Source organism: Curtobacterium sp. AC272, from assembly GCF_979258155.1.
Window position 1 is genome coordinate 831,073 of the sequence record NZ_OZ409838.1, and the last position, 26,833, is coordinate 857,905.

Here is a 26,833-nt window from a genome sequence, read left to right on the forward strand (position 1 = left end):
GACGACCCGCGCCCGGAGCTCCGAGCACGTGACCCGGTTCCTGGTCGGCAGGCTGCTGCTGTTCGTCGTCGGGCTGCTCGTCGCGAGCGTCATCATCTTCGCGACCCTGCGGGTGCTCCCCGGCGACGTCGCACAGGTCGTCGCCGGCACCCAGTCGACCCCGGCGCAGGTCGAGCAGCTCCGACAGCAGCTCGGCCTCGACCGGCCCGTCGTGGTGCAGTACCTCGACTGGATCGGCGGGGTGTTCCGCGGCGACCTCGGCCGGTCCCTGGTGGCCAACGGGCAGGTCGCGCCGGAGATCGCGCAGAAGCTGGCGATCACGCTGCCGCTCGCGGGCATGTCACTCGTCACCGCGCTCGTGATCGGCGTCCCACTCGGGGTCGTCGCCGCGGTGCTCCGCCGTCGACCGGGCGGCGCCGTCATCGGGTTCGTGGCGCAGGCCGTCGCCGCGATCCCGGTCGTCTGGGCCGGCATGCTGCTCGTCGCGCTGTTCGCCGTCACGCTGCACTGGCTGCCGACGCAGGGCTTCCCGCTCGACGGCTGGTCCGAGCCGGGGCGTGCGTTCGCGTCGCTCGTGCTGCCCGCCCTGACCATCGGCGCGGTCGAGGGTGCCGTCATCCTGCGCTTCACCCGGTCCGCGACGCTGTCGGTGCTCGACGCCGACCACGTCCGCACCGCGGCCGCGATCGGGCTGACGCGCACGCAGGCGTTGCTCCGGCACGGGTTGCCGTCGGTCGCCCTCACCGTGCTCGCCGTGCTCGGGGTGCAGATCGCCGGGCTGCTGGTCGGCGCCGTCGTCGTCGAGCAGCTGTTCTCGCTGCCCGGGGTCGGTCGCATGCTCGTGACCGACGTCGGCCGCCGCGACGTCACCAAGGTGCAGTCCGAGCTGCTCTTGCTCACCGGGCTCGTGCTGCTGGTCGGCTTCGCCGTCGACGTCGTGCACCGCGCCCTCGACCCACGCCAACGCGAGGTGTCCGGATGATCCGCCGCCTGCTCTCCCGCCCCACCGGGGTCTTCGCCGTCGTCGTGCTCGGCCTGCTCGTGGTGCTCGCCGCCGTGTCGCTCGTGTGGACGCCGCAGGACCCGTTCCGCGCCGATCCGTTCCACCAGTGGGAGGGCCCGAGCGCTGCGCACTGGTTCGGCACCGACGCCGCCGGCCGCGACATCGCGAGCTACCTGCTCGCCGGCACCCGCACCACGGTGCTCGTCGCCGTCGGGGCCGGGGTGATCGCGAGCGTCGTCGGCATCGTCCTGACCGCGATCGGGTCGCTCACCGCCCGCTGGGTGCGCGAGGGCACGGCCGTCCTGCTCGACATCCTGGTGGCGTTCCCGACCCTGCTGACCGCGATGCTCCTGACCGCGGTGTTCGGCGGCTCGCTCGGGGTCGTCATCGTGAGCGTCGGGCTGTCCTTCGGGGTCACGATCGCCCGGGTCGCCCGCGGCGAGATCCGGCGCATCGCCCGCAGCGACTACGTCACCGCAGCCCGGGCTTCTGGCGTCGGTGGTGTCGGGGTGCTGTTCCGCCACCTGGTGCCGAACGCCGCGCCGCTGTTCACCGTGCAGCTCTCGCTCGCGATGGCCACCGCGGTCCTCGCCGAAGCCGGTCTGTCGTACCTGGGCTACGGCGCCGGGTCGGACACGGCGTCGTGGGGCAACCTGCTCTCCGACCTGCAGACCTACATCGGCGTGCACCCGTGGAGCGCCACCTGGCCGGGGGCCGCGATCGCGCTGGTCGTCGCCGCGCTCTCCCTGCTCGGTGACGCGATCCGCGACGCCACCGACCCACGGCTGACGACGAACGACCGCGCAGCGGGCGGCGACCGCCGCAGCGACCCGGCCACGACCACCCCGGGGGTGACCGCATGACCGACCGCAGCCACAGCCACACCGACACCGGTGGGCTCGCGGTGGTGGGGCTCTCCGTCCGCATCGCGGGGCGGACGATCCTCGACGACGTGACGTTCACCGTGCCTCCCGGCGAACGCGTGGGCGTGATCGGCGCATCCGGATCCGGCAAGTCCATGACCTCGCTCGCCTTGATGGGCCTGGAGCCCGTCGGCGCGACCGTCACCGGCAGCATCCGCCTGGACGGCACCGAACTCGTCGGCCTGCCCGACCGGGAGCGTGCGGAGCACCGCGGATCCGGCATCGGCATGGTCTTCCAGGAGCCCGGCACCGCCCTCGACCCGCTGCGCCGCGTCGGCGCGCAGATCGCGGAGCCGCTGCGGCTGCACCGCGGACTCGACCGGCGGGCGGCACGTGCCGCGGCGACCACCCTGGCGGCGGACGTCGGACTGCCGGACCCGGAGTCGCTGCTCCGGCAGTACCCGCACCAGCTGTCCGGCGGTCAGCGACAGCGGATCTGCATCGCGATGGCGATGGCCGGGCAGCCCGCGTACCTCGTGGCCGACGAGCCGACCACGGCGCTCGACGTCACGACCGAGGCGCGGATCCTCGACCTCTTCGAAGGGCTGCCGGCCGGCATGGTCTTCGTCACGCACGACCTCGCCGTGCTCGCGCGGATCGCCGACACCGTCGTCGTGCTCGACGGCGGACGGGTCGTCGAGCGGGGCTCGGTCGCGTCGCTGCTCGCCGCGCCGCAGCACCCCGCGACCGTCGCGCTCGTCGACGCCGCGCGCGCCACCGCCCGTCGTGCCCGTCCGTCCGGAGGCTCCGCATGACCGCCGTCCTCGACGGGGTCGGGCTGCACCGCACCTACCGGCTCCCCGCCGCGGGCCCTTCGAACCGGGCCCCGTCCGCACCGCCGTCGACGGCGTCGACCTGACGGTCGCCCCCGGCCAGCGGCTCGGGATCGTCGGCGAATCGGGGTCCGGCAAGTCCACCCTGGTCCGGCTGCTCGCCGGCCTGGAGGCACCTTCCGCGGGTTCCGTGACCGCCTCCGGTCGTCCGGTGGTGGCGTCCGGGTCCGCGGCCGCGATGCGCTGGTTCCGTCGCGAGACCGGGGTGGTGTTCCAGGACCCGTACGCGTCCCTCGACCCGCGGATGCGCGTCGGCGCGATCGTCGGCGAACCGCTGCGGGCACTGCGGATCGACGGGGATCACCGGGCGCTGGTGCGCGACGTGCTGGAGCGGGTCGACCTGCCGGCAGACGTGGTCGACCGGTACCCGCACGAGTTCTCCGGCGGGCAGCGGCAGCGCATCGCGATCGCCCGGGCCGTGGTGCACGGGCCGCGGATCCTGTTCGGCGACGAGCCGATGAGCGCCCTCGACGTGGTGGTGCGGGCACGGGTCATCGAGCTGTTCCGATCGCTCGCCGACGACCTCGGGCTGACCCTGGTGCTGGTGTCGCACGACATCGGTGTGGTCCAGCGGCTGTGCGACACCGTCGCGGTGATGTCGGCCGGGCGCATCGTGGAGCACGGGCCGGTGTCGTTGCTCGATGCGCCGGTGCACCCGGTGACGCGGGCGCTGGTGGAGGCTGCGCCGACGCTGCCGTAGCGGCGGGCGGGCTCTCGACTCGGAACGACAACATCGACGTCGTACGACATCGAGTGTGTCGTTCCAGGTCGCCCGCAACAGTTGTGCGCGCGCGACGACGACAACATCGACGTCGTACGACATCGGGAGTGTCGTTCCGCGTCGCCAGGGCTGTGCGACTCCTGTTCGACTGGGCGGGACTGCTTGCCCACTGAGCGGGACGTCGAGACGATCGACCTGCACCGATCGCTTCTCGAAGGGGAGAACGCATGAGCAAGTCGCACGACATCACCAGGCGCACGGCACTCGGACTCGGCATCGTCGCCACCGCATCGGCAGCGAGCGGGGTGCTCGGCAGCACACCGGCGAGCGCCCACGGCCGCGCCCACGCAGGCGCAGGCGCAGGCCCCGCCGGCCCCGGCCACCCTGGCCCCGGCCACCCCGGACGCCCGCACCTCGCTGCAGCGGTCGAGCGGGAGTTCGCCGCCGACACCACCACGGTCCTGCGGAACCCGCTCAACGGCTGGGCGCTGTACGGCTCGTCCGCGCCGCCCGCCGACTACTGGACGCAGTACGACGACGTCCCGCTGCCCGACGGCACCACGGTCACGGTGTCCGACCACGCCTCGGTCATGTACATGCGGGTGTCGTGGACGATCCTCGAGCCGTCCGAGGGCGTGTACGGCTGGGACACGAACGCGGCGTTCGCGGGCATCCTGGCCGAGGCCCGTCGCCGTGGGCTGCGGCTGGCCTTCCGGGTCGTGGTGGACAGTCGCGACAAGTCGTCGGACTTCACGCCCGCGTGGGTGCGTGCCGCCGGGGCCGCCGGGTACGAGACGCAGACCGGCAGCAAGACGGTGTGGAGTCCGTACCCGGACGACCCCGTGTTCCAGGCGAAGTACGCCGCGTTCGTCGCGGCCTTCGGCAAGCAGTACGACGACCCGGCCACGACGGACTTCATCGACGGGTACGGGCTCGGCAAGTGGGGTGAGGGCCACTCGATGCTGTACCAGGACGCCGCGAACCGCGAGCCGGTGTTCGACTGGATCATCGACCTGTACCAGGAGCACTTCACCCGGGTGCCGCTGGCGTTGAACTACCACCGGATGATCGAGGGCCCGAAGGACTGGGGCACCCCGGACCCCGAGAGTGAGCGGATGCTCGACGGTGCGTACGAGAAGGGCTACGTCCTGCGCCACGACGCCTTCGGCATGACCACGTACTACGCGGACTGGGAGAAGTCGATGGCCGCGAAGTGGCGGTACAGGCGGCCGATCATCATGGAGGGCGGGTGGGTCACCGCCCAGCACGACGTCACGCAGGACCCGCGCGGGTACGTGACGACCGCCGACGTCCGTCAGGGCGAGTTCGACGACTCGGTCGAGGCGCACGTGAACATGATGGACCTGCGGAACGGCGAGGCCCTGTCGTGGTTCGCGGCGCAGACCTTCCCGTTGACGCAGCGGTTCGACGCCGAGGGCGGCTACCGCCTGCACCCGTCGCGCGTGGTCGTGCCCGGTTCGGCGTCCGCCGGCGCGACGGTGGACGTCACGCACGAGTGGACGAACACCGGTTGGGGGTACCTGCCCGACAACCTGCCGGTGTGGAACGGCAAGTACAAGGCGGCGGTCGCGTTGCTCCGTGCGGACGGCAGCGTGGCGGGGACGTTCGTGGACACCGCGTCCGACCCGTCGACGTGGTTGAAGGGGTCACCGACGTCGTACGCGTTCCGTCCGTCGCTGGCCGGCGTCGCGGCGGGTGCGTACCGGTGGGGCATCGCGATCGTCGACACCACCGCGGGCAACGCCCCCGGCATCGAGCTCGGTGCGCAGGGCGCGCAGCAGGCGGGCTGGCTGGTCGTCGGCGACGTCACCATCGCCCGAGACGCGACTGCCTGGAGGCCCGGTGCCGGTCCACGAGACCGGTGCCGGGCCTCCAGGCGGTCACCCCCACCCCGTCCCGTCAGCGCAAGAGGAACGTCAGCGCAAGAGGAACGTCAGCGCGCGAGGAACGTCACGGCGCGCGTCAGGAACGCGCGGTGCTCCGGCGACGCGAACGACGCGGCGGAGTGGCCGAGCGCGTCGTAGACGGTGGTGCCGCCGCCGGGCCGTTCGTGCACCCAGGCGAGCGGGTGCCGCTCCCCTCGTGCTCGTGGTCGAGCAGGACCCGCACCGAGGGCGAGACCCGCAGGTGCGTGTAGCGCTCGTCCTCCAGGGTGAAGTCCGGCAGGCCGGCGGTGATCGGGTGCGCGTCGTCGACCACGCGGACGGCCGCTGGCCCGAACGGCGGGTGCATCGTCGTGCCGCGCTCCCACGCCCCGCCGAGGGCCCGTTCCCAGTGCGGGTCGTCGGCGAACGACGTCGCGGCGACGTGCAGCACGAGCAGCGGCACGTCGCTCGCGAGCAGGCGGTGGAAGCCGGCTCGGGCCTCGGTGAGCGGGACGGGACGGTCGTCGCGGGGCAGCCCGACGTCGACGACGACGAGCGACGGCAGGCGTCCGGTCGCGAAGGCGGCCAGGGCGGTGTCGACGTCCTCCGGTTGCTCGAGGGCGACGCCGGCCGACGCAGCGAGCGCCGTGACCGCGGGGTTCGTCTCGGCGAAGGGGTGCCACGGGTCGGTCCAGCGTCCGGAGCCGCCGAGCAGGACCGCGCTCACGGTGTCGCCCGGGTCACGGTGAGCGCGTGCTCGCCGTCGGTGGACGCCTGCCGCGCGACGAGCCGCACACGGTGCACCGCCGCCCCCCAGACCCGCTCGAGCTTCGCGTCGTCGACGTCCTGCCGCTCGACGTGCACCGCGAACCGCTCGGTGTCGACGGACAGGTGGGCGGGGCCGACGCGCAGCCCGCCGTCGACGGGCACGGGTTCGTCGCGGGTCATGAGGACCAGGGTCATCGTGCCGGGCTCCGCGAACGTCCAGGTGTCGCGGACGACCACGCGTGCGGTGGCGCGGTCACGGGGCACCGCCCGGTCGAGCGTCGCGGTGCGGTGGAGCGATCGCAGTCCGCCGGTCGCCGGGTACGCGGCGGTCAGGTCGGCGGACCACGACGCGACGTCGCCGTCGTCCGCGAACACCGTGCCGGTCGCGCGGAACGCGGCGCCCTCGTGCTGTTCGACGCCGTTCGGCAGCGGGACGGTGTGCCAGGCACTCCGCATCGTCCAGATGCCGTAGCGGTGCTCCGGCATGAACGTCTCGCGGCGGTACACGCCCACCCCGACGTCGATGAGCACCGGTTCGCCGTCGAGCGAGACGATCACCCCGCCGGCGTCGTTGTGGTTGTGACTGACGTCGTTGTGCCCGCCCTTCACCGCGAGGACGAACCCGTCGGTCGCGCCGTCGTGGGCACGGGCGACGGCGACCTCGGTGCCGGGCAGCCACAGCGACGCGGGCATCCCGGGCTCGGCCGGGCCGTCGGTCCACGAGGGGTCCCGCAGTTCGGCGAGCGTCCGACGGAACAGTGCGGCGAGCTGTCCGTCGAACCGCAGGGCGTGCTGCCGGCCCATCCACCGGGCGTGCCGCACGACCCGGTCGTCGTCGACGCGCTCCCCGAAGCGGGCGAGCAGGTTCCAGTTCGCGTTCTCGGCCAGCGCCGGGGAGCCGTCGGAGTGGTTGACCTGCGTCGCGGCACCGATCTGCATGCCCATCGGGAACCGGGCCATGGCGGCGACCGGCTCGACCGAGAAGCCGTCGAACGCACCGCCGGTGAGCTCCTCGACCAGGTCCAGGGCCTCGAACAGGGTCGCGCCGGCCCACCACCAGTACGTGGCACCCTCGTCGCAGCTGCCGTCGGCGTCGTAGCCGGCGCGGAACCGGTCGAGGATCACGAGCGCGCGGTCGATCGTCGCGGCGAGGTGATCGCGGTCGGGCTCGACCACGGCGGCGCACACGAGCACGTTCGACACGATCCACGGCGCCCAGTTGTTCGGCGGCCCGTCGACCCCGTGCCAGGAGTACACCTCCTGCTCCCACGGGTCGAGCACGCGGCGGCGGATCTCGTGGTGGACGTGCGCGCGGATGCCGGGGCGGTCCTGCTCGAGGCGCTCCCCGCGATCGCGTCGATCGCCGCGAGCATGCCGCCGACGTAGGCGTCCGACAGGTCGAGCACGTCCCGACCGGGCACGGGCAGGAACGGCCGGCTGCCGTCCTCGGGCAGCGCGTAGTGCGACGGCAGGCACCAGGCGCGCAGCTCCAGGATCCGCCAGACCTGGTCGCCGAGCACGTCCGCCCACGCGGCGTCGCCGGTCACGCCGAGCGCCAGGGCCGCGGTCGCGGCGGACTCGAGCAGGTTCCGCTGGGCCCGCTCGTACGGCTGGCGGTTGCCGTCGCGACTGTACGTCGCCCACAGGGCGAGGGTCGGGAAGGTGACCGCCGCGGCGGCGCGACGGTCGTGCGCGACCGTGAGGAGGGCCTCCCGGTCGGCGTCCGCGACGTGCGCCCACGCCGGGCGGTCGCTGACGGGAGGCGCGGGTCGCCACGTGCGCGGACGGAGCGCCGCGCGCGCTGCCGGGCTGAACCGGTCGGTGAAGGACGGGGCGTCGACGGTGACGGTCATGGGGTGGGTCTCCGGGTGGTGACGGTGGTGGACGGGTGGCGGGCCTCAGGCCTGGACGGCGAAGCCGTCGGGGACGATGGGGTCGGTGAACGCGCCGGTGGCCGCGAACGCGATGGTCTCGCGCACCGCGTTGTCGGCGAGCCGACGCAGCTCGTTGCCCAGGGACCCGGCGATGTGCGGCGTGATGAAGGTGTTCGGCGTCGACCGCAGTCGGGCGTCCGGTGGCAGGCGTTCCGGCTCGGTGACGTCGAGGACGGCTGCCAGGTCGCCGCGGTCCAGGCGGTCGGCGAGGGCGTCCTGGTCGATGATCGCCCCGCGCGCGGTGTTCACGAGCGTGGTGCCCGGCCGCATCCGCCCGATCACGGCACGGTCGACGAGCCCCCGCGTCGACGGCAGCAGCGGCGCGTGCAGGGTGACGACGTCGCTCGAGGCGGCGAGGGTGCCGAGGTCGACGACGGTGACGCCGAGCAGCGCGGCCTCGTCGTCGTCCAGGTACGGGTCGCTCACGAGCACGCGGACGTCGTAGTCGCGGAGCCGTTCGATGACGGCCCGCCCGACGCGCGAGGCGCCGACGACACCGACGGTCACGCCGTGCATGCCGACGACCGGCCACGAGCCCTCGACGTCGACCGGGGCTTCGTCCGAACGCAGGGCGGCGGCGCTGGCGAAGGCCCGTTTGGCGGCGAGCACGATCACCGCGACCGTGAACTCGGCGACCGGGACGGCGTTCGCGGCGGCACTCGACGCCACGGCGATCCGTCGCTCCCACACGTCGGTGTCGACCACGGGCTTGACCGACCCGGCGGAGTGCACGACGGCGCGGAGCCGCGGCATCCGGTCCAGACGGTCCGCGGACAGCACGGGGCTGCCCCACCCGGTGACGAGCACCTCGGCGTCGGCGAGCAGCGGGAGGTCGCGCGGGTCGTCCGGGTCGAGCGGACGGTCGGCGACCAGTCGGACGGCCACGGAGGCGTGCAGGGCGGCGAGGTCGCCGGGGTCGAACACCCGGGCGAAGGTCGCCTCGGGCATCACGAAGGCGACGGGGACGGGCGAGCGGTGCGCGTGGCCGTGTGGGGCGGGCACCACGGGGGGCGTGACGGGGCGTGTCGTCATCGTCGGACGGTTCCTCTCCGGGGGTACGGCGTCCCCATGCCAGCGTTCGGCGGTGTGCGGAGTCAAGCCGCGGGGCGCAAACGCTCACGAAGCGAACACGACCGGGGCACGGATCGCGCGCCGTCCGCTCACGGACCGGGGACGACCGCCGCGGTCGACGCCCGCACGCTCAGCGTCGGTGCCAGGGTCATGTGCCGACGGGCGAAGCCGACCTGCGCCGTCGCCGAGATGCGCTCGAAGCACATCGTCGCCGCGAACCGGCCGACGTCGTTCTTCGGTGGCGCGACCGCGGTGAGCGGCACGCCGGCGAGCGCCGCGACCTCGTCGTCGTAGGCGACCACGGACAGGTCGTCCGGGATCGACAGGCCCATCTCGGTGACGGTCTCGACGAACTCGACGGCGTACTGGTCGGAGTGCACGAAGACGGCGGTGGTGCCGGTGGCGAGGCAGCGTTCGATGAAGGCCCTGGTCGATGCGCCCACGCCCTGGTCGTCCGGGATGACGTGGACCGGGGCGTCGGGGTCGAGGCCGAGTTGCCGGACGGCGCGGTCGTAGCCGGTGCGGAGCTGCGGGGTGGTCGGGGTGTCGAAGACGGCCATGCCGATGCGGCGGTGCCCGAGTTCGGCGAGGTGGCGGACGGCGATGCCGGCGCCGGACTCGTGGTCGCTGCGGACGGACTCGAGCGCGGAGCCGACGGGGGCCTCGACCACGGAGCGTTCGACCACGACGACGGGCATCGGTGCGTGGTCGAGGAGTTCGAGGGTCGTGAAGGCGTCGGCGACGGTGGTGGTGACGAGCAGCCCGTCGACGCCGGCGGCGATGAGGCGTTCGACCTGCTGGCGTTCGCGGGCGGGTTCGTAGCGGGAGACGCCGAGCACGACGCGGCCGCCCAGGGCCTCGGTGCGTTCGGCGACACCGGCGACGATCTTCGGGAAGTAGTAGCCGGGGTCGGGGACGACGAGTCCGAGCGTGAAGAGCGCGCCGCTGCCGTCGGTGGTGTCCCGGTCGGGGCGGGGTGCGGGTCGGTGCGGTGCGCCGGCGGTGGGCAGGGTCTCGACGGAGACGGCGCCGCCGTGCACGCGCCGGAGCACCCCGCGGTCGGCGAGTTCGGACAGGTCGCGGCGGACCGTCATGGCCGAGATCCCCTCACGCTCGGCGAAGTCCGAAGCGGACAGGGATCCGTGCACGCGGAGCTCGGCGAGGATCCGTTCGTGCCGTCTGGTCGGGTGCATCGTCGCTCCCAGTGTTCGATTCGTGTGCGGGTGAATACCGCGGCTTGACCGTCATCATACGGACGCCACAGGATGACGAAACCCCCAGCCACGTGAGCAAAGGAGCCACATGAGCGCGACGCTGGTCGATCCGACCACCGAGCCCCGGACCACCCGGTCCGGTGGCGCCCCGGCCCCGCGGAAGGTCCCGTTCCTCGCTCGGCTGCGACGCGACTACCCGCTGCTGCTCATGGTGGCGCCGGCGGTGGTCCTGCTGCTGCTGTTCGTGTACGTGCCGATGATCGGCAACGTCATCGCGTTCATGGACTACCAGCCGTACATCCCGATCGCCCAGAGCCCGTGGGTCGGGTTCACGAACTTCCAGCTGATGTTCGCCGACCCGGAGTTCTGGCGGGCGACGGTGAACACGCTGGAGATCACGTTCCTGCAGCTCATCCTGTTCTTCCCGGTGCCGATCGCGTTGGCCATCCTCATCCACTCGCTGGTGTGGCCGTGGCTCCGGGCGACCGTGCAGTCGGTGCTCTACCTGCCGCACTTCCTGTCGTGGGTGATCGTCGTGGGCTTCTTCCAGCAGTCGCTGGGATCGGGCGGTGTCGTCAACCACGCGCTGCGGCAGCTCGACACGGGGACCATCGGGATCATGAGCGACCCGGAGACGTTCAAGCTGCTGCTGACGTCGCAGGTGATCTGGAAGGACGCCGGCTGGGGCACGATCATCTTCCTGGCGGCGCTCGCGGCGATCGACGACAACCTGTACGAGGCGGCCGCGATCGACGGGTCGGGGGCGTGGAGCCGGTTCTGGCACATCACGCTGCCGGGCATCCGGCCCATCATCGTGCTCCTGCTGATCCTGCGGCTCGGCGAGGCCCTGTCCGTCGGGTTCGAGCAGATCATCCTGCAACGGAACGCCGTGGGAGCCGATGCCGCCGAGGTCCTCGACACCTACGTCTACTACCACGGCGTCGTCGACGGGAACTGGTCGACGGGCATCGCGGTCGGTCTGGTCAAGGGCCTGGTCGGGTTCGTCCTCATCATGGCGGCGAACAAGGCCGCCCACATGCTCGGTGAGCAGGGAGTGTATTCACGGTCATGAGCACCATCGCCCGTCCGGTCTGGGCCGGAAAACCCACACCCGTCGTCCTCGCACTCAAGGCCGTCGCGATCGTCCTGATCCTCGCCGTCGTGCTGTTCCCGTTCCTCATCGTCTTCTCGACCAGTGTGTCGAGCCAAGCGGACGTCACCGCTGCCGGCGGCTACGTCGTGTGGCCGAGGTCGTTCGACCTGTCCGCGTACGTACAGATCCTGTCCGGCGGGGTCGTCACCCGCGCCGTGGTGGTCACGTTGCTCGTCACGGTCGTCGGCACCGTCATCAGCCTGGCGTCGACGGTGCTCGCCGCGTGGGCGCTCAGCCGACAGGGCTCGCTGTTCCAACGGCCGCTGCTGACCTTCGTGCTCATCACGTTCCTGTTCGCGCCGGGGATGATCCCGCTGTACCTCATGGTGAAGCAGCTCGGGCTCCTCGACAACTACTGGGCGCTGATCCTGCCGAGCGCGTTCAGCGTGTTCAACATGGTGGTCGTCCGCGGCTTCATGATGAGCATCCCGCAGGAGCTCATCGACAGCGCGAAGATCGACGGCGCCGGCGAGTTCCGCATCCTGTGGCAGCTCGTCCTCCCGCTGTCCCGCGCGGTCATCGCCGTCGTCGGCCTGTTCTACGCCGTCGGCTACTGGAACGCGTTCTTCAACGCGCTGCTCTACCTGTCGGACTCGACGAAGTGGACGCTGCAGCTGGTACTGCGCACCTACGTCCTGCAGGGCTCAAGCCTGGTGTCCGGCGCCGGGTCCGACGCCTCGATGCAGCCGCCGGCGGAGTCGATCCAGATGGCCGTCGTGATGATCGCGATCATCCCCATCCTCGCCGCCTACCCCCTGGTGCAGCGCCACCTCACCAAGGGCGTCCTGACGGGCGCCGTCAAGGGCTGACACGGCCCCACCACCCCACTGCCACCCGACGCTTCACGGGAGAAACCATGACCGACACCACCACCGGTGGCCTCAGCCGCCGGACCCTCATCTCCGGCGCCGCCTTCGGCCTCGTCGCCCTCGGCGCCGCCGGCAGCCTGACCGGGTGCTCCACCGGCGGCAACGCCGCGACCATCTCGGACCAGGTGGCCGCGCTGCCGACCTACGTCCCCATCACCAAGGGGCCGAAGCCCGACCTACCCGGCAACGGCGTCGTCCAGCCCGTGTACTACTCGTACCCGCAGGACAGCGAGCTCTTCACCTCGGTCACCGGCAAGGTCGGCGACGGTGAGAAGACCACCGGGTTCGTCGTCACCTACGCGGCGCCGCCGCCGGCGCAGAACTCGTTCCTCGACTACGTCGGCGGCCTGACGGACACCGAGTACGACCTGACGTTCGTGCCCGGCGACTCGTTCGCCGCGAAGTTCGCGACGATGACCGCCGGCAACGACATCCCGGGCATCGTCGAGTTCCTGACGTTCGCGATGCCACCACGGTTCCCGCAGCTGCTCGACGCGAAGTTCGCGGACCTGTCGGAGCACCTCTCCGGCGACGCCGTCAAGGACTACCCGAACCTGGCGAACATCCCCACCGCGTCGTGGCGGAGCGCCCGCATCAACGGGAAGATCTACGGCGTCCCCGAACACCGGCCGCCGTTCGGGTCGGTGATGATCTGCCGCCCCGACCTCATCGAGCAGCTGACGGGCGCAGCACCGGCCCCGAAGGACAAGGACGAGTTCACCGAGCTGTGCACGGCCGTCACCGACGCCAAGGCCGGCCGGTACGCGATCGCCGGCCAGGGCGGGGCGAGCGGCGTCGACTGGGCGTACGACTTCATCGGCGCCACCTTCGGCGTGCCGAACCAGTGGGCGATGTCGAAGGGCGGCGAACTCACCCACAAGAACGAGACCGACGCGTGGCTCGAGACCCTCGGCTACGTCAAGAAGCTCTGGAACCTCGGCGTCTTCCACCCGGACACCCCCAGCCTCGAGAGCGCGAAGGCGAAGACGTACATCAACAACGGCACCGTGCTCATGCACCTCGACGGCATCTCCGCCCTGCTCGACGTGTCGATGCCGAAGGGGATCGTCACGGGCGGCATCGTGCCCTTCGGAGCGACGGGCGGCCCCGGTGCGAACTACCAGGGCACGTCGAGCTTCTCGTTCGCCGCGCTGAAGAAGGCGACGCCCGAACGCATCAAGGCCCAGCTCCGGCTCATCGACTACCTCTCCGCACCGTTCGGGTCGAAGGAGGCGTTCACGCTGACCCACGGCGAGAAGGGCGTCCACCACACCGGCAGCGGCCCGGACGCGACGCTGACGAAGGCCGGCGAGCAGACCATCAACGCCAGCGCGCTGTACCGCCTCGGCGCCGGCCCGCAGGTGCTGAACACCGCGGTCCGCATCGACGAGCAGCTGCGGCAGTCGCACCAGTACCAGACCAAGACGCAGGACATGCTCGTGAAGAACCCGGTGGACGGCTTCTACCCCCTCGGCCGCGGCGACGGCGTCGGCGAGCACCGCGTTCAACAGCGTGTGCAACGACTACGTGCTCGGGCGGACGAACCTGGCGAAGGTGAAGGCCGCACGGGCGACGTGGGTGTCGGCCGCCGGGGACAAGATGCGCCGCGAGTACTCCGAGGCGATCGAGAAGCAGAGCTAGCCCAGGCGGTCACGCGGTCCAGGCAGCCGGGTGCCGCCGCTGCCAGCGCAGCCGCCGCTCGAGCTGGGCCCCGATCGCGAGCAGCACCCGCTCGCCCCCTGGACGCCCGATCAACTGGACGCCCATCGGCAGGCCACCGCCGTCCGGGTGGTCGTCGGCGGTGACCCCGACCGGCAGGGTGATCGCGGGGAGCCCGGCCACGTTCGCCATCGAGGTCCACGGCGAGTACGCGCACTGGCGGCGGAAGTCCTCGTCCGGGTCGTCGCCGTACCAGCCGAGCGGCCGCGGGGTCAGTGCGAGGGTCGGTGACAGGACGGCGTCGAACCGGTCGAACGCACCGATCAGCGTCGCCGAAAACGTGTCGAGCGCCGTCATCGCGTCGAGCACCTGCGTACCGGTGAGCCGCCGTCCCCGCTCGACGAGCCACGCCACCAGCGGCGTGAGCGCCGTCAGGTCGATGCCGGGGACCATTGGCAGCCGCGCCGCGGAGCTCTCCCACGCCACCCGGAACGCGTCGGCGTACGGCGCCCGCGGCATTCGGACGTCCTCGACGCCGTGCCCCAGTTCGCCGAGCACCCGCACCGCGGCCTCGACGGCGGCGCGCGCCGCGGGGTCGACCACGACGTCGACGGTGTCGTCCCACGGTGAGCCGTCGAGCAGCCCGACGACGAAGCGTCCCTCACCGCGGACGGCCGCCGCGGTGAACGGACCGTCACCGCGGGACGGTGTGACCAGGGCGTACGGCGACGGTTCCGGCAACCCGGTCGGCGCGACGAGCGCGTCGAGCAGCATCCCCGCGTCCGCGACGGACCGGGTCAGCGGGCCGGCGACGGAGAGCCCACCGACGCCGGAGCGGCCGGGCATCGACGGCACCCGCCCGCGGCTCGGCTTCAGACCGACGAGTCCGGTCGCCGCGGCCGGGATCCGGACCGATCCCCCGCCGTCGGACCCGACGGCCGCGGGCAGCAGCCCGGCCGCCACGGCGACCGCCGCCCCGCTCGACGACCCCCCGGGCGCGCTGGTCGTGTCGTACGGGTTCCGCGTCACGCCGAACCGGGTCTCCGACGACGAGGACATCCCGAACTCCGGTGACGCCGTCTTGCCGAGGCTCACCGTGCCGGCGGCGTCGAGCGCCGCGACGAGCGGGTGGTCGGCCCCGGCAGGGCGCTCCGGCAGGCTCGCGGTGCCGGAGCGCGTGGGAACCCCGGCGCGGTCGTACAGGTCCTTGTCGGCGGACGGGAGGCCCCACAACGGCCTGGACGTCGGCACCAGGTCCCCGAGACGGTCGGCTCTCGTGCGCGCGGCGTCCGCCGTGACCGTCACGAACGCACCGAGGGCCGGGTCGAGGCGCTCGATGCGGGTGAGATAGTGCTCCGTCACCTCGAGCGCGGTCGCCTCCCCGGCGGATCCAGTCCCAGAGTTCCTGTGCGGCGAGGTGGTGGAGTTCGAACACGGTTCCCGAGCCTAGGCGGCGACGGTGCCGGTCGTCCGACGGTGCTGGTCGTCCTTCAGTGCTGGTCGTACGCGTAGAAGCCGCGGCCGGTCTTCACACCCAGGTGACCCGCGTCGACGTACTGCCGGAGCAGCTGCCGCGGACCCTCGGGAAGGTGCGGGTCCTCCGCCGCGTAGTGCTCCTCGATGTCCAGGACGACGTCGAGCCCCACCTGGTCCATCATCCGGAACGGCCCCGCGGGCGAACCGGTGTTCACCGCGAACATGGCGTCGACGTCCTCCGGCGTGGAGACCCCGTCGGCGACGACGGCCAGGGACTCGCGCTTGATGGCCGCCCAGATGCGGTTGAAGATGAACCCGGTCGACTCCTTGCGGGCGACGAACGGCCGGACGCCGTAGGTCGGCAGGACCTCGAGCAGCAGGTCGATGACCGCGGGGTCGGTCTCCCCGTCGCTCATCAGGTCGACGGCGTTCTGCGCCGGCGGCATGTAGAAGTGCATGTTCAGCACGCGCTCGGGGTGCTCGACCTCGTCGATCACGAGTCGGCTCGCGTACGACGACGAGTTGCTCGCCAGGATCGTGTCCGCCCCGACGGCGCGGTCGAGCTGTCCGAACACCGTCGTCTTGAGGTCGAGGCGCTCCGGGATCGCCTCGACGACGAGCCACGCACCGGCGACGGCCTCGTCGAGGTCGTCGAACGCGCGGACGGTGCCGACCGCGCCCCCGTCCCGCGCCGCGGCGAGCGCCGGGAGCTCGCGCTCGACGTACTCGACGGCGGCCGTGCGGACCGGCTCGGCGAGGTCGTACACGCGGGACTCGCCACCGGCGCTGGCGAACACCAGGGCGATGCGACGGCCGAGGGTCCCACCGCCGATCACGGTGACGGGTCGGTTGCGGATGTCGGTCGGCAGGGAGAAGCCCATGGTGTCCTTCGTTCTCGGGTGTAAGTTCGATACACAACGTACTCAGTACGGAACGTATCGCAACTCGACAAGGAGTTCCCATGCAGGCCTCGGACGTCCTCCGCCACGCCACCACGCCCCTCACCGCGCCGGTCTACCCGCTCCGCCCGACGCGCTTCACCGATCGCGAGTACTTCAACGTCGTGTACCGGACCGACCCCGACGCCCTCCGCGCCGTCGTGCCGGAGCCGCTGCGGGTCGACGCGCCGCTGGTCCGGTTCGAGGTCATGAAGATGGGCGACGTCGACGGCTACGGCCCCTACGTCGAGTCCGGTCAGGCGATCCAGGTCACCCACGACGGCGAGGTCGGCGAGTACCTGCACGCCATGTACCTCGACAACTCCGCGGCGACGCTCGCCGGTCGCGAACTGAGCGCCTACCCGAAGGTGCTCGGGACCCCGGGGTTGCGCGTCGACCAGGGTGCCCTCGTCGGCACGCTCGACCGCGGTGCCGAGCGGGTGGCGACGGCGACCATGGCGTACCAGTGGGAGCCGATGGACCCGGTCGAGGCCGCGGCGCAGATCACGGTGCCGACCTGGATGGTGAAGCTCGTCCCCGACGTGACGACCCTGGGGCTGCGCGCCGCCGACCTCGTGCGGACCGAGATCACCGACATCGTCGTGAAGACGGCCTGGACCGGGCCCGCCCGCCTGCAGCTGTTCGAGCACGCCCTCGCGCCGATGGCCGACCTGCCGGTGCTCGAGGTCATCAGCGCCTCGCACGTCCTGACCGACCTGACGCTCGCGCCGGTGCGGTCCGTGCACGACTACCTGGCCGACCCGCGCCGGTCGGACGACGCCTCCTAGGATGAGCCGATGTCCCCACGAGTGAGCGACGACACCGCCGCACCCGCCCGCCCCACCCGGCGGCGCAGCAGCACCCGCGCGGAGCTCGTCCGCGCGGCCGAGGCGCTGTTCGACGAGACCGGCTCGGCCTCGGCCAGCGTCGAGGCGATCGTCGCACGTGCGGGGTTCACGCGCGGGGCCTTCTACTCGAACTTCGCGACGACCGACGAGCTCTTCTTCGCGGTGTACGAAGCGCAGGAGGCCGTGGTCGTCGAGCGGCTCGAGGACGGCTTCCGGGCCGCGCTCGGCACGACCGACCCGCAGTCCGTCGACGCGATCGTCTCCGGTGTCCTCGGCGGCCTGCCACCCGAGGGCAAGTGGTACGCGATCCGCTCGGTCCTGCTGTCCCGGGCGCGACACGAACCCGAGCTCCGGGCACTGCTCCGAGCGCACACCGACGCCTTCCACGCGGCACTCGAACCGCTGCTCGTCGAGTCGGTCACGGCGCAGGGCCGACGTCTCACCGTCGCGCCGGACGTCTTCACCCGGGCGGTGGTCGCGGCACACGTCGGCGCGGTCAGCCAGACGGTGCTCTACGACGATGCCGCGACCATCCGCGTCGCCGCGGTGCGGGGCGCACTCCTCGGACTCAGCGAGCCGGTGCGCGAGGCCGACGGTACCGACGACACCGACGACGCAGGAGGTACCGCGTGATCGTCCCCGAAGCCGCGGTCCCGCTGTTCCTGCGGGCCACGCACGCGAACGCACCGTTCGTCACCGAAGCGGGAGCGCACCGAGCCGTCCGCCGACAGGCCCTCCGCCCCGAACCCTCCGGACCACCGAAGCGCCTCCGGCCCGACGTGCGCGTCGACGTCCACCGTCAGGGCGGCTCCCCCGTGTACACCGTGGCCCCGAGCCGACAGCCACCGCTCCGCGACCTCGTGTACGTCCACGGCGGCGGCTGGGTCCACGAGATCGCCCCGCAGCACTGGGCGCTCATCGCCCAGCTCGCCGCCGAGGCGCGCGCCACCGTGACCGTGCCGATCTACCGACTCCTGCCGGACGGCAGCGCCCGACAGGCACACGACCTGGTCATCGACGTCGCACGCCGCGTCATCGACCAGCGCGGGCGGGTGCAGCTCGCCGGCGACTCCGCCGGCGGGCAGATCGCGCTGTCGGTCGCCCAGACCCTGCGCGACGAGGGCGTACCGTCGCTCCGGACCGTCCTGGTGTCACCGGCGCTCGACCTCGGCTTCTCGAACCCGCGCATCCCCGAGGTGCAACCGAGCGACCCGTGGCTCGGTCGCGACGGGGGCCGCGTCCTCGGTCACCTGTGGGCCGACGGCCTGTCGATCGACGACCCGGTCGTCAGTCCCCTGACCGGTTCGTTCCACGGCCTCGGCCCGATGCTCGTCCACACCGGGACCCACGACGTGCTGAACCCCGACGCGCACCTGCTCGTCGCGGCCGCCCGGTCCGCTGGCGTGGACGTCACGCTGCGCGAGCGCCCCGGCGCGCTGCACGTGTTCCCCCTGCTGCCGACGCGCAGCGGACGAGCAGCACGGCAGGAGATCGTCAGGGCCGTCCGCGGCGCCTGACCGTCAGCGCAGGACCCGGCCGGCGCGTGCCCGTGACGGCCACGGCGGCGGACCGCCGGCCGTCCTGCGCGACGCGGGGCGGGCCTCCCGGTCGGACCGTCAGACGCCCAGGTGGGCTGCGAGCACGTCGCGGACGCTCGTCCACCCGTGCGGACCGAAGCGGTCGTCGTCGACGTGGTGGAGTTCCGCCTCGCCGCTGAACATGCTCACGAAGTACTGCATGCCCTGCCACGCCGGGAACGGTTCGGCATCGTCCTTCGACAGCCGTCGGCCGATCCGTGCCATCGCCGACAGCGTGCCGGTCGTCCCCGCCCACTGCAACCGGAACGGGGTGCCGGTCAGTCGGGACATCGTGTCGGCGATCGACCGTGCCGTGACGCGGTCGCCGGCGACCTCGACCACACGGGGTGCGTCCACGTCGAGTGCGACGAGCGCCGTCACGCGCGCGACGTCGTCCTTCGTGGTGAAGTCGAGGACCTGGTCAGCCGACGACCAGTAGAGCACCCGCTGGCGGTCGAAGAGGATCAGCGGCGCCTGACCGGTGAGCATGTCCGTGAACGCCCCGTTCAGCACCGAGGTCGCACGGATCGGTGCAGCGTCGAGGGCGGCGGCGAACTCGCGGCGGAGCTCGAAGTTGCGGTTCGAGCCGGGCGTGATCGAGCGGTAGTCGGCGGCGTAGTCCGAGGGGATGAACCGCGGGACGCCGGCCTGGACCGCGGCGCCGAGCAGGGCGCGCTGGGCGTCCACGATCACCGCGCGGGTACCGCTGACCGTGGAGACGACGACGTCGACCCCGGCGAGCGCCGTGACCAGCGCCGGTGCGTCCGTGTAGTCCGCGATGGCGACGTCGATGCGGTCGTCGTCGGCGAACTGCCGCTGGGCGCCGGTGCTCGACGGGCGGGTGAGGACGCGGACGCGGGTGTCGTGCTGCAGGAGCTCGCGGACGATGCGTCCGCCGAGGTCTCCGGTGGCGCCGGCGACGAGGACGGTGGTGGTCATGGCCGCCACGCTACGGGTGCGCGGGTGCGGCGGGTACAGGTGCGGAGTCCACGTATCCTGCGGAGGTGGACACGACTCTCCCCTCCGGCACGACGAAGCGCCGGATCGAGCTCCGGCTCGCTCGCCCCCTGCTCACCTGGTTCGCCCGCCCGACCGTCACGATCGACGGGGTCGGGCACCCGGCGCAGTGGGGCACCGGCACGTGGGCGGTCGCCGACGACGGCCGGACCGTGATCGGGGTGTACCTGTTCAACCGGGCATGGCGCTTCGGTGCGGCGACGGTGACCGTCGGCGATGCCGAGGTGCTCGAGTACCGCGCGGGTGTGCTGCCCGTCGGCGCGGGCCGGTTGGCGCCGGTGCCGGGCCTGCCGGGCCTGCCGGGCCTGCCGGGCCGAGGTTCGCGCTGAGCGACACTCCACGCGGCGCGGGACCCGAGGAGTGTCGCTGAGCCCGAAACCCGGGCACGGGCACGGGCACGGGCCCGGCCCGGCCTGGCCCGGCCCGGTGCTACTCGTGCTCGATGTCGGAGAACAGGCCGGTGAACGTGGCGCCGGTGCCACCGAGCCGCTCGAAGAACGCGCCGGCCTCGGCGGTCGCCACCGCGTCGGAGGCGTCCCCGTACGAGGCGAAGTACAGGTCGAGGGTGCGGTGCGCCGGTGTGGGGGTGCCGTCCTCCTTCGGCCAGACCTTCGCCGCCTCGAGCCGCTGCAGGCCGGGCAGCTTCGCGGCGAGTGCCTCGAGTTCCACGTAGGACTGCTCGAACGCCGACGGGTCGGCCGGGTTGTCGATGATCAGGGTGATCTTCGTGGTCATGGTGTGCTCCTGCGGGTGTCGGTGGGACGGGTGACGGTGCAGCGCCCACTCCACTCCGTTCCGCGCACCGCTGCCCGGGATCGGCTACTCGAACATCTCGGCGAGGAGTGCGTGCGGGTCGCCGTCGACGACGTGTGCCGAGGGCGGCTCCGGCCAGTGCGTCGTGCCGTCGTCCGGCCAGCACGGCACGACGTGGAAGTGCAGGTGCCGCACGCTCTGCCCGGCATCGGCGCCGGAGGCCTGCAGCACGACGGTGCCGGTGGCCCCGAGTGCGCCCCGCATCGCCCGTGCGACCCGCTGGGCGAGTGCGACGGTCGCGGCCAGCGCCACCGGTGCGGCACCGAGCAGGTCGTCGGCGTGCTCGACCGGTGCGACGAGGGTGTGCCCGGGTGCGAGCGCGGACCCGGGCAGCGGCGCGAACGCGACGGCGTGGTCCTCGCGCTCGACCCACACGGCCGGTTCGTCGCCGGCGATGATCGCGCAGAAGACGCAGGATGCCATCCGTCCAGTGTGCTGCACCCGGAGCACCTGGCGCTCCGGGGGCGGTGCCGTTCGCGCGCCGCCGCGTGGGACGATTGGCGCATGACCGCCACGCTCGTCGCCAAGGGCCTGTCCGGCGGGTACGCCGCTCGCACGCTGTTCGACTCCCTCGACCTCACGGTGGCACCGGGCGACGTGATCGGCGTCGTCGGCGTGAACGGTGCCGGCAAGTCCACCCTGCTCCGACTGCTGGCGGGTGTCGACGAGCCCCTGGCGGGCACGGTGTCGCTCGCACCGACCGACGCGTTCGTCGGCTGGCTCCCCCAGGAGCACGAGCGGATCGCGGGCGAGACCGTCGCCGCGTACATCGCCCGACGGACCGGCTCGGCCGAGGCGACCGAGGCCATGGACGCCGCGGCCGCCGCGCTCGGCGACCCCGACGCCGGCGACGCTGCCGCTGACCGCTACTCGACGGCGCTCGACCGCTGGCTCGCCGCGGGCGCCGCCGACCTCGAGGACCGCATCCCCGCCGTCCTGGCCGACCTCGGCCTCGAGACCGGAGCCGGTGACGACGGCGTCGGACCGGACTCGCTCATGACCGCGCTGTCCGGTGGGCAGGCCGCTCGGGTCGGGCTGGCGGCGCTGCTGCTGTCGCGGTTCGACATCGTCCTGCTCGACGAGCCCACGAACGACCTCGACCTCGACGGGCTGGACCGGCTCGAGGGGTTCGTCCGGGGCCTGCGCGGCGGGGTCGTGCTCGTCAGCCACGACCGGGAGTTCCTGGCGCGATCGGTGACGAGCGTGCTCGAGCTCGACCTGGCGCAGTCGTCCAACCGGCTGTTCGGCGGCGGCTACGACTCGTTCCTCGAGGAGCGCGAAATCGCCCGGCAGCACAAGCGCGACGCGTACGAGGACTACGCCTCCACCAAGGCCGACCTGGTCTCCCGTGCCCGCACACAGCGCGAGTGGTCGAGCCAGGGCGTGCGCAACGCCATGAAGAAGGCCCCGGACAACGACAAGATCCGGCGCAAGGCCGCCTCGGAGTCGAGCGAGAAGCAGGCGCAAAAGGTCCGCCAGATGGAGTCCCGCATCGCGCGGCTCGACGAGGTCGAGGAGCCCCGCAAGGAGTGGCAGCTCGAGTTCACGATCGGCAGCGCGCCCCGGTCCTCGGCCGTCGTGGCCACCCTGTCCGACGCCACCTTCACGCAGGGCGACTTCACGCTCGGCCCGGTGTCGCTGCAGGTCGACGGCGGCGACCGCATCGGCATCACCGGACCGAACGGCGCCGGCAAGTCCACGCTGCTCCGGGCACTGCTCGGCAAGCAGGTGCCGACGACCGGCACCGCCTCGCTCGGGTCGAGCGTCGCCGTCGGCGAGGTCGACCAGGCCCGTGCGGCCTTCACCGGCGACCAGTCGCTCGCCGCGGCGTTCGAGGCGATCGTGCCCGAGTACACGACCGCCGACGTCCGGACGCTGCTCGCGAAGTTCGGGTTGAAGGCCGACCACGTCGGACGGCCCGCGTCGGCGCTCTCCCCGGCGAACGGACCCGCGCCGGACTCGCGCTGCTGCAGGCCCGCGGGGTGAACGTGCTCGTGCTCGACGAGCCGACGAACCACCTCGACCTGGTGGCCATCGAGCAGTTGGAGCAGGCACTGGAGTCGTACGACGGCACGCTGCTGCTCGTCACGCACGACCGGCGCATGCTGGAGACCGTCCGCCTCGACCGGCAGTGGCACGTCGACGCCGGCCGGGTCACCGAACGCTGACCGGGTCACGAACGATGACCGACACCAGGAGCACAGGGGGATGCCGATGCGACGCAGGGGCTGGATCGCCGTGGTCGGGGGTGCGGCTGCGCTCGCCGTCGCGGCCGCCGTCGTCGTCGGGGTGACCGCCGACCGTCCGGGCGCCGACCCGACCCACACCGCACGGGCCACCGCGACCGCGACGCCGACCCCCACCCCGACGCTCGCGGCCGTCCCCCGCGCGCCGTCGGCCGCCACCCTCGCCGCCCTGCCGCTGGCGTTCCACGACGGCGTCGTCCCCGAACTGCTCGACGGCGGGGACGTCCGCCCCGCGGACACCTGGCAGATCGCCACCCCGCGGCACGACCTCGTGGCCCTGTACGCGAGCCCGTCGAGCCGCGCCCGCCCGGTGGCCACGCTGTCGCACCGGGTGTCGACGATCGACCTGCCCGCCGCCACCGCCGTCTGGGGCCGGTCGCCCGGAGTCGACGGCGGCATGCTCCTCGTCTCGACCCCGGCCCGGAACCGCACCCCGGGTGACGGCGGCGACCCGGACGCGCCGAGCGCCACGTTCGCCTGGGCACGGGCAGCCGACTTCACGGTCACGGACACCGACCGGATGATCCGCGTCGACGTCACCCGGAGCACGGTCTCCGTCGTCACCCGGAGCGGCCAGGTCACCGCGACCGAGGCGGCCCGGCTCGGCACCCCCGAGGACCCCACGCCGTCCGACACCGCCACCTACGTCGAAGCGGCGTACGTGGACACCCGCGTGACCTACACGCAGGGCAACCCGATCATCCTGACCGGCGCGCACTCGTCGCGGATCCCGTCGTACGGCGGCAACGCGGCACTGACGGCGCTGCACTACTACCCCGACCCGACCGGCAGTTCGCACGGGTGCGTGCGGATCTCGGCGGAGATGACCCGCACCCTCGCCGCCCTGCCCGTCGGCACCCCGATCCGGTTCAGCTGAGGAGCGACCACGTGCCCGACCTGCAACTCGCCCTGAACGGCGACACCACCCACCCGGCGATGCCGCGCACACCGGTGGAGATCGCCCGCGACGCGGCAGCGTGTGTGGCGGCGGGCGCGACGCTCCTCCACCTGCACGCCTTCGACGACGACGGCGCCGAGTCGCTCGCCGCCGGACCGGTCGGCCGGATGCTCCGCGCCGTGCGGGCGGCGTGCCCGGGGATCCCGCTCAACGTCACGACCTTCGCAGCGATCGTGCCCGACCCCCGCGAACGTCTCGACCTCGTTTCCTCGTGGACGGAGCTGCCCGACCTGATCGCCGCGAACCAGGGCGAGGACGGGATCGACGACGTGACCGATCTCCTCGCGCGACGCGGCGTCGGGGTCGAGGCGTGCGTGCTGAGCACCGACGACGCCGAGCGGTTCGTCCGGAAGGGTGGACACGACCGGTTCGTCCGCCTCGTCGTCGAGCCGCTCGTGGACGACGTCGACACCGCGCTCGCGCTCGACGCGGCGATGGAGTCGATCGTCGCCGCCGCGGGGGTCCGGCTCCCCCAGTTGCACCACGGCATCGGCGCAGCCTCGTGGCAGGTGAGCCGCCGAGCCCTCGCGCGTGGCCACGCGATCCGCACCGGGCTCGAGGACACGGGCGTGCTCGAGGACGGCACGGCGGTGACGTCGAACACACAGCTCGCCGCCGCTGCAGCGCACCTGGTGTCCGAAGCCAGCCGCGCCGGCACCGGATCCGACTCGGACTCTGACAGCAGCTAGCGGCCGCCGCCGAGTCCGAGCCGCTCCACGACCTCGGCGCTCTCCTCCTCCGGAGTGCGGTCGGCCGCGACCGTCAGGTGCGCCTCGTCGTCCTGCGGCGGCTCGAGCGTCGCGAGCTGGGACTGCAGCAGCGACGTCGGCATGAAGTGGCCAGACCGCTGCGACATGCGCTGTTCGATCAACGCGCCGTCACCGTCGACGTGCACGAACACCACGCCGGGCGCCCGCAGCACGTCGCGGTACGACCGCTTCAGCGCCGAGCAGGTCACGACACCGTGCGTGCCGGCGTCGAGGTGCCCGCGGATCCAGCCAGCGACGACGTCGAGCCACGGCCAGCGGTCCTCGTCGGTCAGTGGCGTACCGGCGTGCATCTTGTCGACGTTGGCCTGCGGGTGCATGGCGTCGCCCTCGGCGAAGTCCCACCCGAGATGCTCGGCGACCATCGCGGCGACGGTCGACTTGCCGGAACCGGAGACCCCCATGACGACCAGCACGCGTGCGTCGAGAGCGGAGTCGCCGCTCATCGGATGAACACCCCGGCCAGCAGCACACCGAGCAGACCGAGCACCGAGATGAGGCACTCGAGCACCGTCCACGTCTTGAACGTCTGCCCCACGGTGGTGTTGAGGTAGCCCTTGACGAGCCAGAACCCGGCGTCGTTGACGTGCGACAGGAACACCGAGCCGGCGCCGATCGCCAGCACGAGCAGCGAGGTCATCGGCGTGGACAGGTCGGCGGCGATCGGGGCCATGATGCCCGCCGCGGTCACGGTGGCGACCGTGGCGGAACCGGTCGCGACGCGCACCAGGGCCGACACGACCCAGGCGACGAGGAGCACCGAGACGCCGGAGTCCTTCACGGCGTCGGCGATCACGCCGCCGATGCCCGTGTCGATGAGCACCTGCTTGAACCCACCGCCGGCTCCGACGATGAGCAGCACCCCGGCGACCGGGGGCAGGGCGCTCTCGAGCGACTTCGCCACGGCGGACCGGTCCATGCCGCCGCCGATCGCGAAGAAGACCATCGCGTAGATCGCGGCGATGCCGATCGCGATCATCGGCGACCCGAGGAAGTCGAGCAGGCTCACCCACGAGCCGGCGGCGTCGGGCATCGTGGCCTCGCGGACGGCCTGGGCGAGCATGAGGACGACGGGCAGCAGGATGCCGATGAGCGCGACGGTGAACGACGGACTGCGCGGCTCACTGATGACGCGCGTGAAGTCGCTCTTGCCGCCCGGCAGGGACGCGGTGTCCTGCGTGGCGGGGCCGCGCCGGGCCTCCCGTCCGCCCGAGGCGGGGTCCTGCGGACCGGACGCCGACCCGGAGTCCGACCCACGCGACCCGAACATGTCGGGCGCGGGGATGTCGACCCAGCGTGCCGCGAACTGGGCGAACACCGGCCCGGCCAGGATGATGACCGGGATCGCCAGCACGATGCCGAAGGCGAGCGTGGTGCCGAGGTTCGCGCCGACGGTCGAGATCGCGACGAGCGGGCCGGGGTGCGGCAGGACGAACGCGTGCATCGTCGACAGGCCGACCAGGGCGGGCACGGCGATCTTCATGATCGGCACGGAGCTGCGCTTCGCGACGAGCACGATGATCGGGATGAGGAGCACGAGGCCGACCTCGAAGAACATCGGCAGGCCGATCAGCGCACCGATCAGGGCCATCGTCCACGGCAGCGCGGCCTTCGACGACCTGCGCACCAGGGTGTCGACCACGCGGTCGGCGGCGCCGGAGTCGACGAGCATCTTGCCGAACATCGACCCGAGGCCGACCAGGATGCCGACGCTCGTCATCGTCGCTCCGAAACCGTTGCCGAAGCTCACGACGGCCTTGTCCGGCGCGAGCCCCGCACCGATGCCGACGCCCAGGGCACCGATCACGAGCGCGATGAACGGGTGGACCTTGAGCCAGGTGATGAGCGCGATGATCACGACGATGCCGACCAGCGCCGCGATGATCAGCTGCGGGATCGGCCCGGACGGGTCGACGGTCTCGGTACCGCCGCCCTCGGCCGCGAGGACCGTGCCCACGGGGTGGGCGAGCAGGTGGACTGGAGCGTGAGGCATCGGTGCCCCTTCCTGGAGCCGCTGCCGCGCGGCTCCGTCGCCTTCGTGTCGAGGGGCGGTTGGTGCTGCGCGCGCCAACCCTCAATAATCTGATTAATCAGACTATACGACGATCCGCCGCGCGCCGTCCGCCCTCGGACGCAGTCTGCCGTTTCGATGGGACCGA

The 26,833-nt window shown here is 72.5% G+C and carries 24 protein-coding genes and 2 pseudogenes; 15 read left to right on the forward strand and 11 right to left on the reverse strand.

Translation table 11 applies throughout. The features are described 5' to 3' along the window. The first annotated feature begins 28 nt into the window (after window positions 1–28). The 5 genes from ACZZ0J_RS04135 (at window position 29) to ACZZ0J_RS04155 (ending at window position 5,525) form a co-directional block, all read left to right on the forward strand. Entirely contained in the window at window positions 29–982 is a 954-nt protein-coding gene (locus ACZZ0J_RS04135) for an ABC transporter permease (RefSeq protein WP_463435010.1), read from the forward strand. Further along, entirely contained in the window at window positions 979–1,866 is an 888-nt protein-coding gene (locus ACZZ0J_RS04140) for an ABC transporter permease (protein WP_463435012.1), read from the forward strand. The genes ACZZ0J_RS04135 and ACZZ0J_RS04140 overlap by 4 nt, the downstream gene beginning before the upstream one ends. Next, a complete protein-coding gene (locus tag ACZZ0J_RS04145) occupies window positions 1,863–2,681 on the forward strand; it encodes an ABC transporter ATP-binding protein (RefSeq protein WP_463435014.1) in 819 nt (272 codons plus the stop codon). Before ACZZ0J_RS04140 ends, ACZZ0J_RS04145 begins: the two co-directional genes overlap by 4 nt. Next, on the forward strand, window positions 2,653–3,459 hold the full coding sequence (locus ACZZ0J_RS04150) for an ABC transporter ATP-binding protein (protein ID WP_463435016.1): 807 nt from the start codon (window positions 2,653–2,655) through the stop codon (window positions 3,457–3,459). Before ACZZ0J_RS04145 ends, ACZZ0J_RS04150 begins: the two co-directional genes overlap by 29 nt. Window positions 3,460–3,707: 248 nt before the next feature. Beyond that, a complete protein-coding gene (locus tag ACZZ0J_RS04155) occupies window positions 3,708–5,525 on the forward strand; it encodes a hypothetical protein (RefSeq protein WP_463435018.1) in 1,818 nt (605 codons plus the stop codon). Here ACZZ0J_RS04155 and ACZZ0J_RS04160 read toward each other — a convergent pair. The 4 genes from ACZZ0J_RS04160 to ACZZ0J_RS04175 all read right to left on the reverse strand — a co-directional run bounded on the left by ACZZ0J_RS04160 (window position 5,464) and on the right by ACZZ0J_RS04175 (window position 10,332). Next, entirely contained in the window at window positions 5,464–6,093 is a 630-nt protein-coding gene (locus tag ACZZ0J_RS04160; RefSeq protein WP_463435020.1) for a ThuA domain-containing protein, read from the reverse strand. The two genes, ACZZ0J_RS04155 and ACZZ0J_RS04160, sit on opposite strands and share 62 nt — an antisense overlap. Continuing rightward, window positions 6,090–7,391 carry a heparinase II/III family protein gene (locus ACZZ0J_RS04165; protein ID WP_463435022.1) on the reverse strand — a complete coding sequence of 434 codons (1,302 nt, stop codon included), beginning with the start codon at window positions 7,389–7,391 and terminating at the stop codon, window positions 6,090–6,092. Before ACZZ0J_RS04165 ends, ACZZ0J_RS04160 begins: the two co-directional genes overlap by 4 nt. 641 nt (window positions 7,392–8,032) lie before the next feature. Beyond that, a complete protein-coding gene (locus ACZZ0J_RS04170) occupies window positions 8,033–9,100 on the reverse strand; it encodes a hydroxyacid dehydrogenase (protein ID WP_463435024.1) in 1,068 nt (355 codons plus the stop codon). A gap of 128 nt (window positions 9,101–9,228) precedes the next feature. After that, on the reverse strand, window positions 9,229–10,332 hold the full coding sequence (locus ACZZ0J_RS04175) for a LacI family DNA-binding transcriptional regulator (RefSeq protein WP_463435026.1): 1,104 nt from the start codon (window positions 10,330–10,332) through the stop codon (window positions 9,229–9,231). 109 nt (window positions 10,333–10,441) lie between these two features. On the opposite strand from ACZZ0J_RS04175, the gene ACZZ0J_RS04180 reads away from it, so the two are divergent. The 3 genes and pseudogenes from ACZZ0J_RS04180 to ACZZ0J_RS04190 form a co-directional block, all read left to right on the forward strand. Further along, window positions 10,442–11,425 (forward strand): ABC transporter permease, encoded by a 984-nt coding sequence (locus tag ACZZ0J_RS04180; RefSeq protein ID WP_463435027.1) that lies wholly within the window; start codon window positions 10,442–10,444, stop codon window positions 11,423–11,425. After that, a complete protein-coding gene (locus tag ACZZ0J_RS04185) occupies window positions 11,422–12,315 on the forward strand; it encodes a carbohydrate ABC transporter permease (RefSeq protein WP_123294247.1) in 894 nt (297 codons plus the stop codon). The genes ACZZ0J_RS04180 and ACZZ0J_RS04185 overlap by 4 nt, the downstream gene beginning before the upstream one ends. Before the next feature lie 47 nt (window positions 12,316–12,362). Beyond that, window positions 12,363–13,526, forward strand: a pseudogene (locus ACZZ0J_RS04190) (extracellular solute-binding protein); the annotation flags it as partial. Window positions 13,527–14,025: 499 nt separating this feature from the next. Here ACZZ0J_RS04190 and ACZZ0J_RS04195 read toward each other — a convergent pair. Together ACZZ0J_RS04195 and ACZZ0J_RS04200 are read right to left on the reverse strand one after the other, a co-directional pair. Continuing rightward, window positions 14,026–15,396, reverse strand: coding sequence for an amidase (locus ACZZ0J_RS04195; RefSeq protein ID WP_463435028.1), 1,371 nt, complete (start codon window positions 15,394–15,396; stop codon window positions 14,026–14,028). Window positions 15,397–15,524: 128 nt separating this feature from the next. Further along, window positions 15,525–16,391 (reverse strand): 3-hydroxyacyl-CoA dehydrogenase family protein, encoded by an 867-nt coding sequence (locus ACZZ0J_RS04200; RefSeq protein ID WP_131879730.1) that lies wholly within the window; start codon window positions 16,389–16,391, stop codon window positions 15,525–15,527. An 80-nt stretch (window positions 16,392–16,471) separates the two neighbouring features. Here ACZZ0J_RS04200 and ACZZ0J_RS04205 point away from each other — a divergent pair, with 80 nt between their 5' ends. Genes ACZZ0J_RS04205 through ACZZ0J_RS04215 form a run of 3 tightly spaced genes read left to right on the forward strand, consistent with a single transcriptional unit; the run spans window position 16,472 to window position 18,813 of the window. Continuing rightward, the gene (locus tag ACZZ0J_RS04205) at window positions 16,472–17,236 is read left to right on the forward strand and encodes an acetoacetate decarboxylase (RefSeq protein WP_463435029.1); all 765 of its coding nucleotides are present in this window, start codon (window positions 16,472–16,474) and stop codon (window positions 17,234–17,236) included. A 9-nt stretch (window positions 17,237–17,245) separates the two neighbouring features. Then, window positions 17,246–17,929: a TetR/AcrR family transcriptional regulator gene (locus ACZZ0J_RS04210; protein WP_463435030.1), complete on the forward strand. Its 684-nt coding sequence runs from the start codon at window positions 17,246–17,248 to the stop codon at window positions 17,927–17,929. Further along, a complete protein-coding gene (locus tag ACZZ0J_RS04215) occupies window positions 17,926–18,813 on the forward strand; it encodes an alpha/beta hydrolase (RefSeq protein ID WP_463435031.1) in 888 nt (295 codons plus the stop codon). The genes ACZZ0J_RS04210 and ACZZ0J_RS04215 overlap by 4 nt, the downstream gene beginning before the upstream one ends. A 99-nt stretch (window positions 18,814–18,912) precedes the next feature. Here ACZZ0J_RS04215 and ACZZ0J_RS04220 read toward each other — a convergent pair whose 3' ends face one another. Then, window positions 18,913–19,812, reverse strand: a complete 900-nt coding sequence (locus tag ACZZ0J_RS04220) for an NmrA family NAD(P)-binding protein (RefSeq protein ID WP_463435032.1) — start codon at window positions 19,810–19,812, stop codon at window positions 18,913–18,915. Window positions 19,813–19,877: 65 nt separating this feature from the next. Between ACZZ0J_RS04220 and ACZZ0J_RS04225 the strand changes: the two genes are divergently transcribed. Further along, the gene (locus ACZZ0J_RS04225) at window positions 19,878–20,219 is read left to right on the forward strand and encodes a hypothetical protein (RefSeq protein WP_463435033.1); all 342 of its coding nucleotides are present in this window, start codon (window positions 19,878–19,880) and stop codon (window positions 20,217–20,219) included. Window positions 20,220–20,319: 100 nt separating this feature from the next. On the opposite strand, the gene ACZZ0J_RS04230 is transcribed toward ACZZ0J_RS04225, so the two are convergent. Both ACZZ0J_RS04230 and ACZZ0J_RS04235 read right to left on the reverse strand, forming a co-directional pair. Further along, a complete protein-coding gene (locus tag ACZZ0J_RS04230) occupies window positions 20,320–20,625 on the reverse strand; it encodes an EthD domain-containing protein (RefSeq protein ID WP_194647904.1) in 306 nt (101 codons plus the stop codon). Between the two features lie 84 nt (window positions 20,626–20,709). Then, on the reverse strand, window positions 20,710–21,126 hold the full coding sequence (locus ACZZ0J_RS04235) for an HIT family protein (protein ID WP_123937737.1): 417 nt from the start codon (window positions 21,124–21,126) through the stop codon (window positions 20,710–20,712). 81 nt (window positions 21,127–21,207) lie between these two features. On the opposite strand from ACZZ0J_RS04235, the pseudogene ACZZ0J_RS04240 reads away from it, so the two are divergent. From ACZZ0J_RS04240 to ACZZ0J_RS04250, 3 genes and pseudogenes are all read left to right on the forward strand, one after another. Then, window positions 21,208–22,871: pseudogene (locus ACZZ0J_RS04240) on the forward strand (ABC-F family ATP-binding cassette domain-containing protein). 40 nt (window positions 22,872–22,911) lie between these two features. Further along, window positions 22,912–23,826, forward strand: a complete 915-nt coding sequence (locus ACZZ0J_RS04245; RefSeq protein ID WP_463435035.1) for a L,D-transpeptidase — start codon at window positions 22,912–22,914, stop codon at window positions 23,824–23,826. 11 nt (window positions 23,827–23,837) lie between these two features. Continuing rightward, on the forward strand, window positions 23,838–24,596 hold the full coding sequence (locus tag ACZZ0J_RS04250; RefSeq protein ID WP_463435037.1) for a 3-keto-5-aminohexanoate cleavage protein: 759 nt from the start codon (window positions 23,838–23,840) through the stop codon (window positions 24,594–24,596). Here the strand turns inward: ACZZ0J_RS04250 and ACZZ0J_RS04255 are convergent. Next, window positions 24,593–25,120: a gluconokinase gene (locus ACZZ0J_RS04255; RefSeq protein WP_463435039.1), complete on the reverse strand. Its 528-nt coding sequence runs from the start codon at window positions 25,118–25,120 to the stop codon at window positions 24,593–24,595. The two genes, ACZZ0J_RS04250 and ACZZ0J_RS04255, sit on opposite strands and share 4 nt — an antisense overlap. Continuing rightward, complete coding sequence (locus tag ACZZ0J_RS04260; RefSeq protein WP_463435041.1) at window positions 25,117–26,667, reverse strand: GntP family permease; 1,551 nt, start codon at window positions 26,665–26,667, stop codon at window positions 25,117–25,119. Before ACZZ0J_RS04260 ends, ACZZ0J_RS04255 begins: the two co-directional genes overlap by 4 nt. Between the last annotated feature and the right edge of the window lie 166 nt (window positions 26,668–26,833).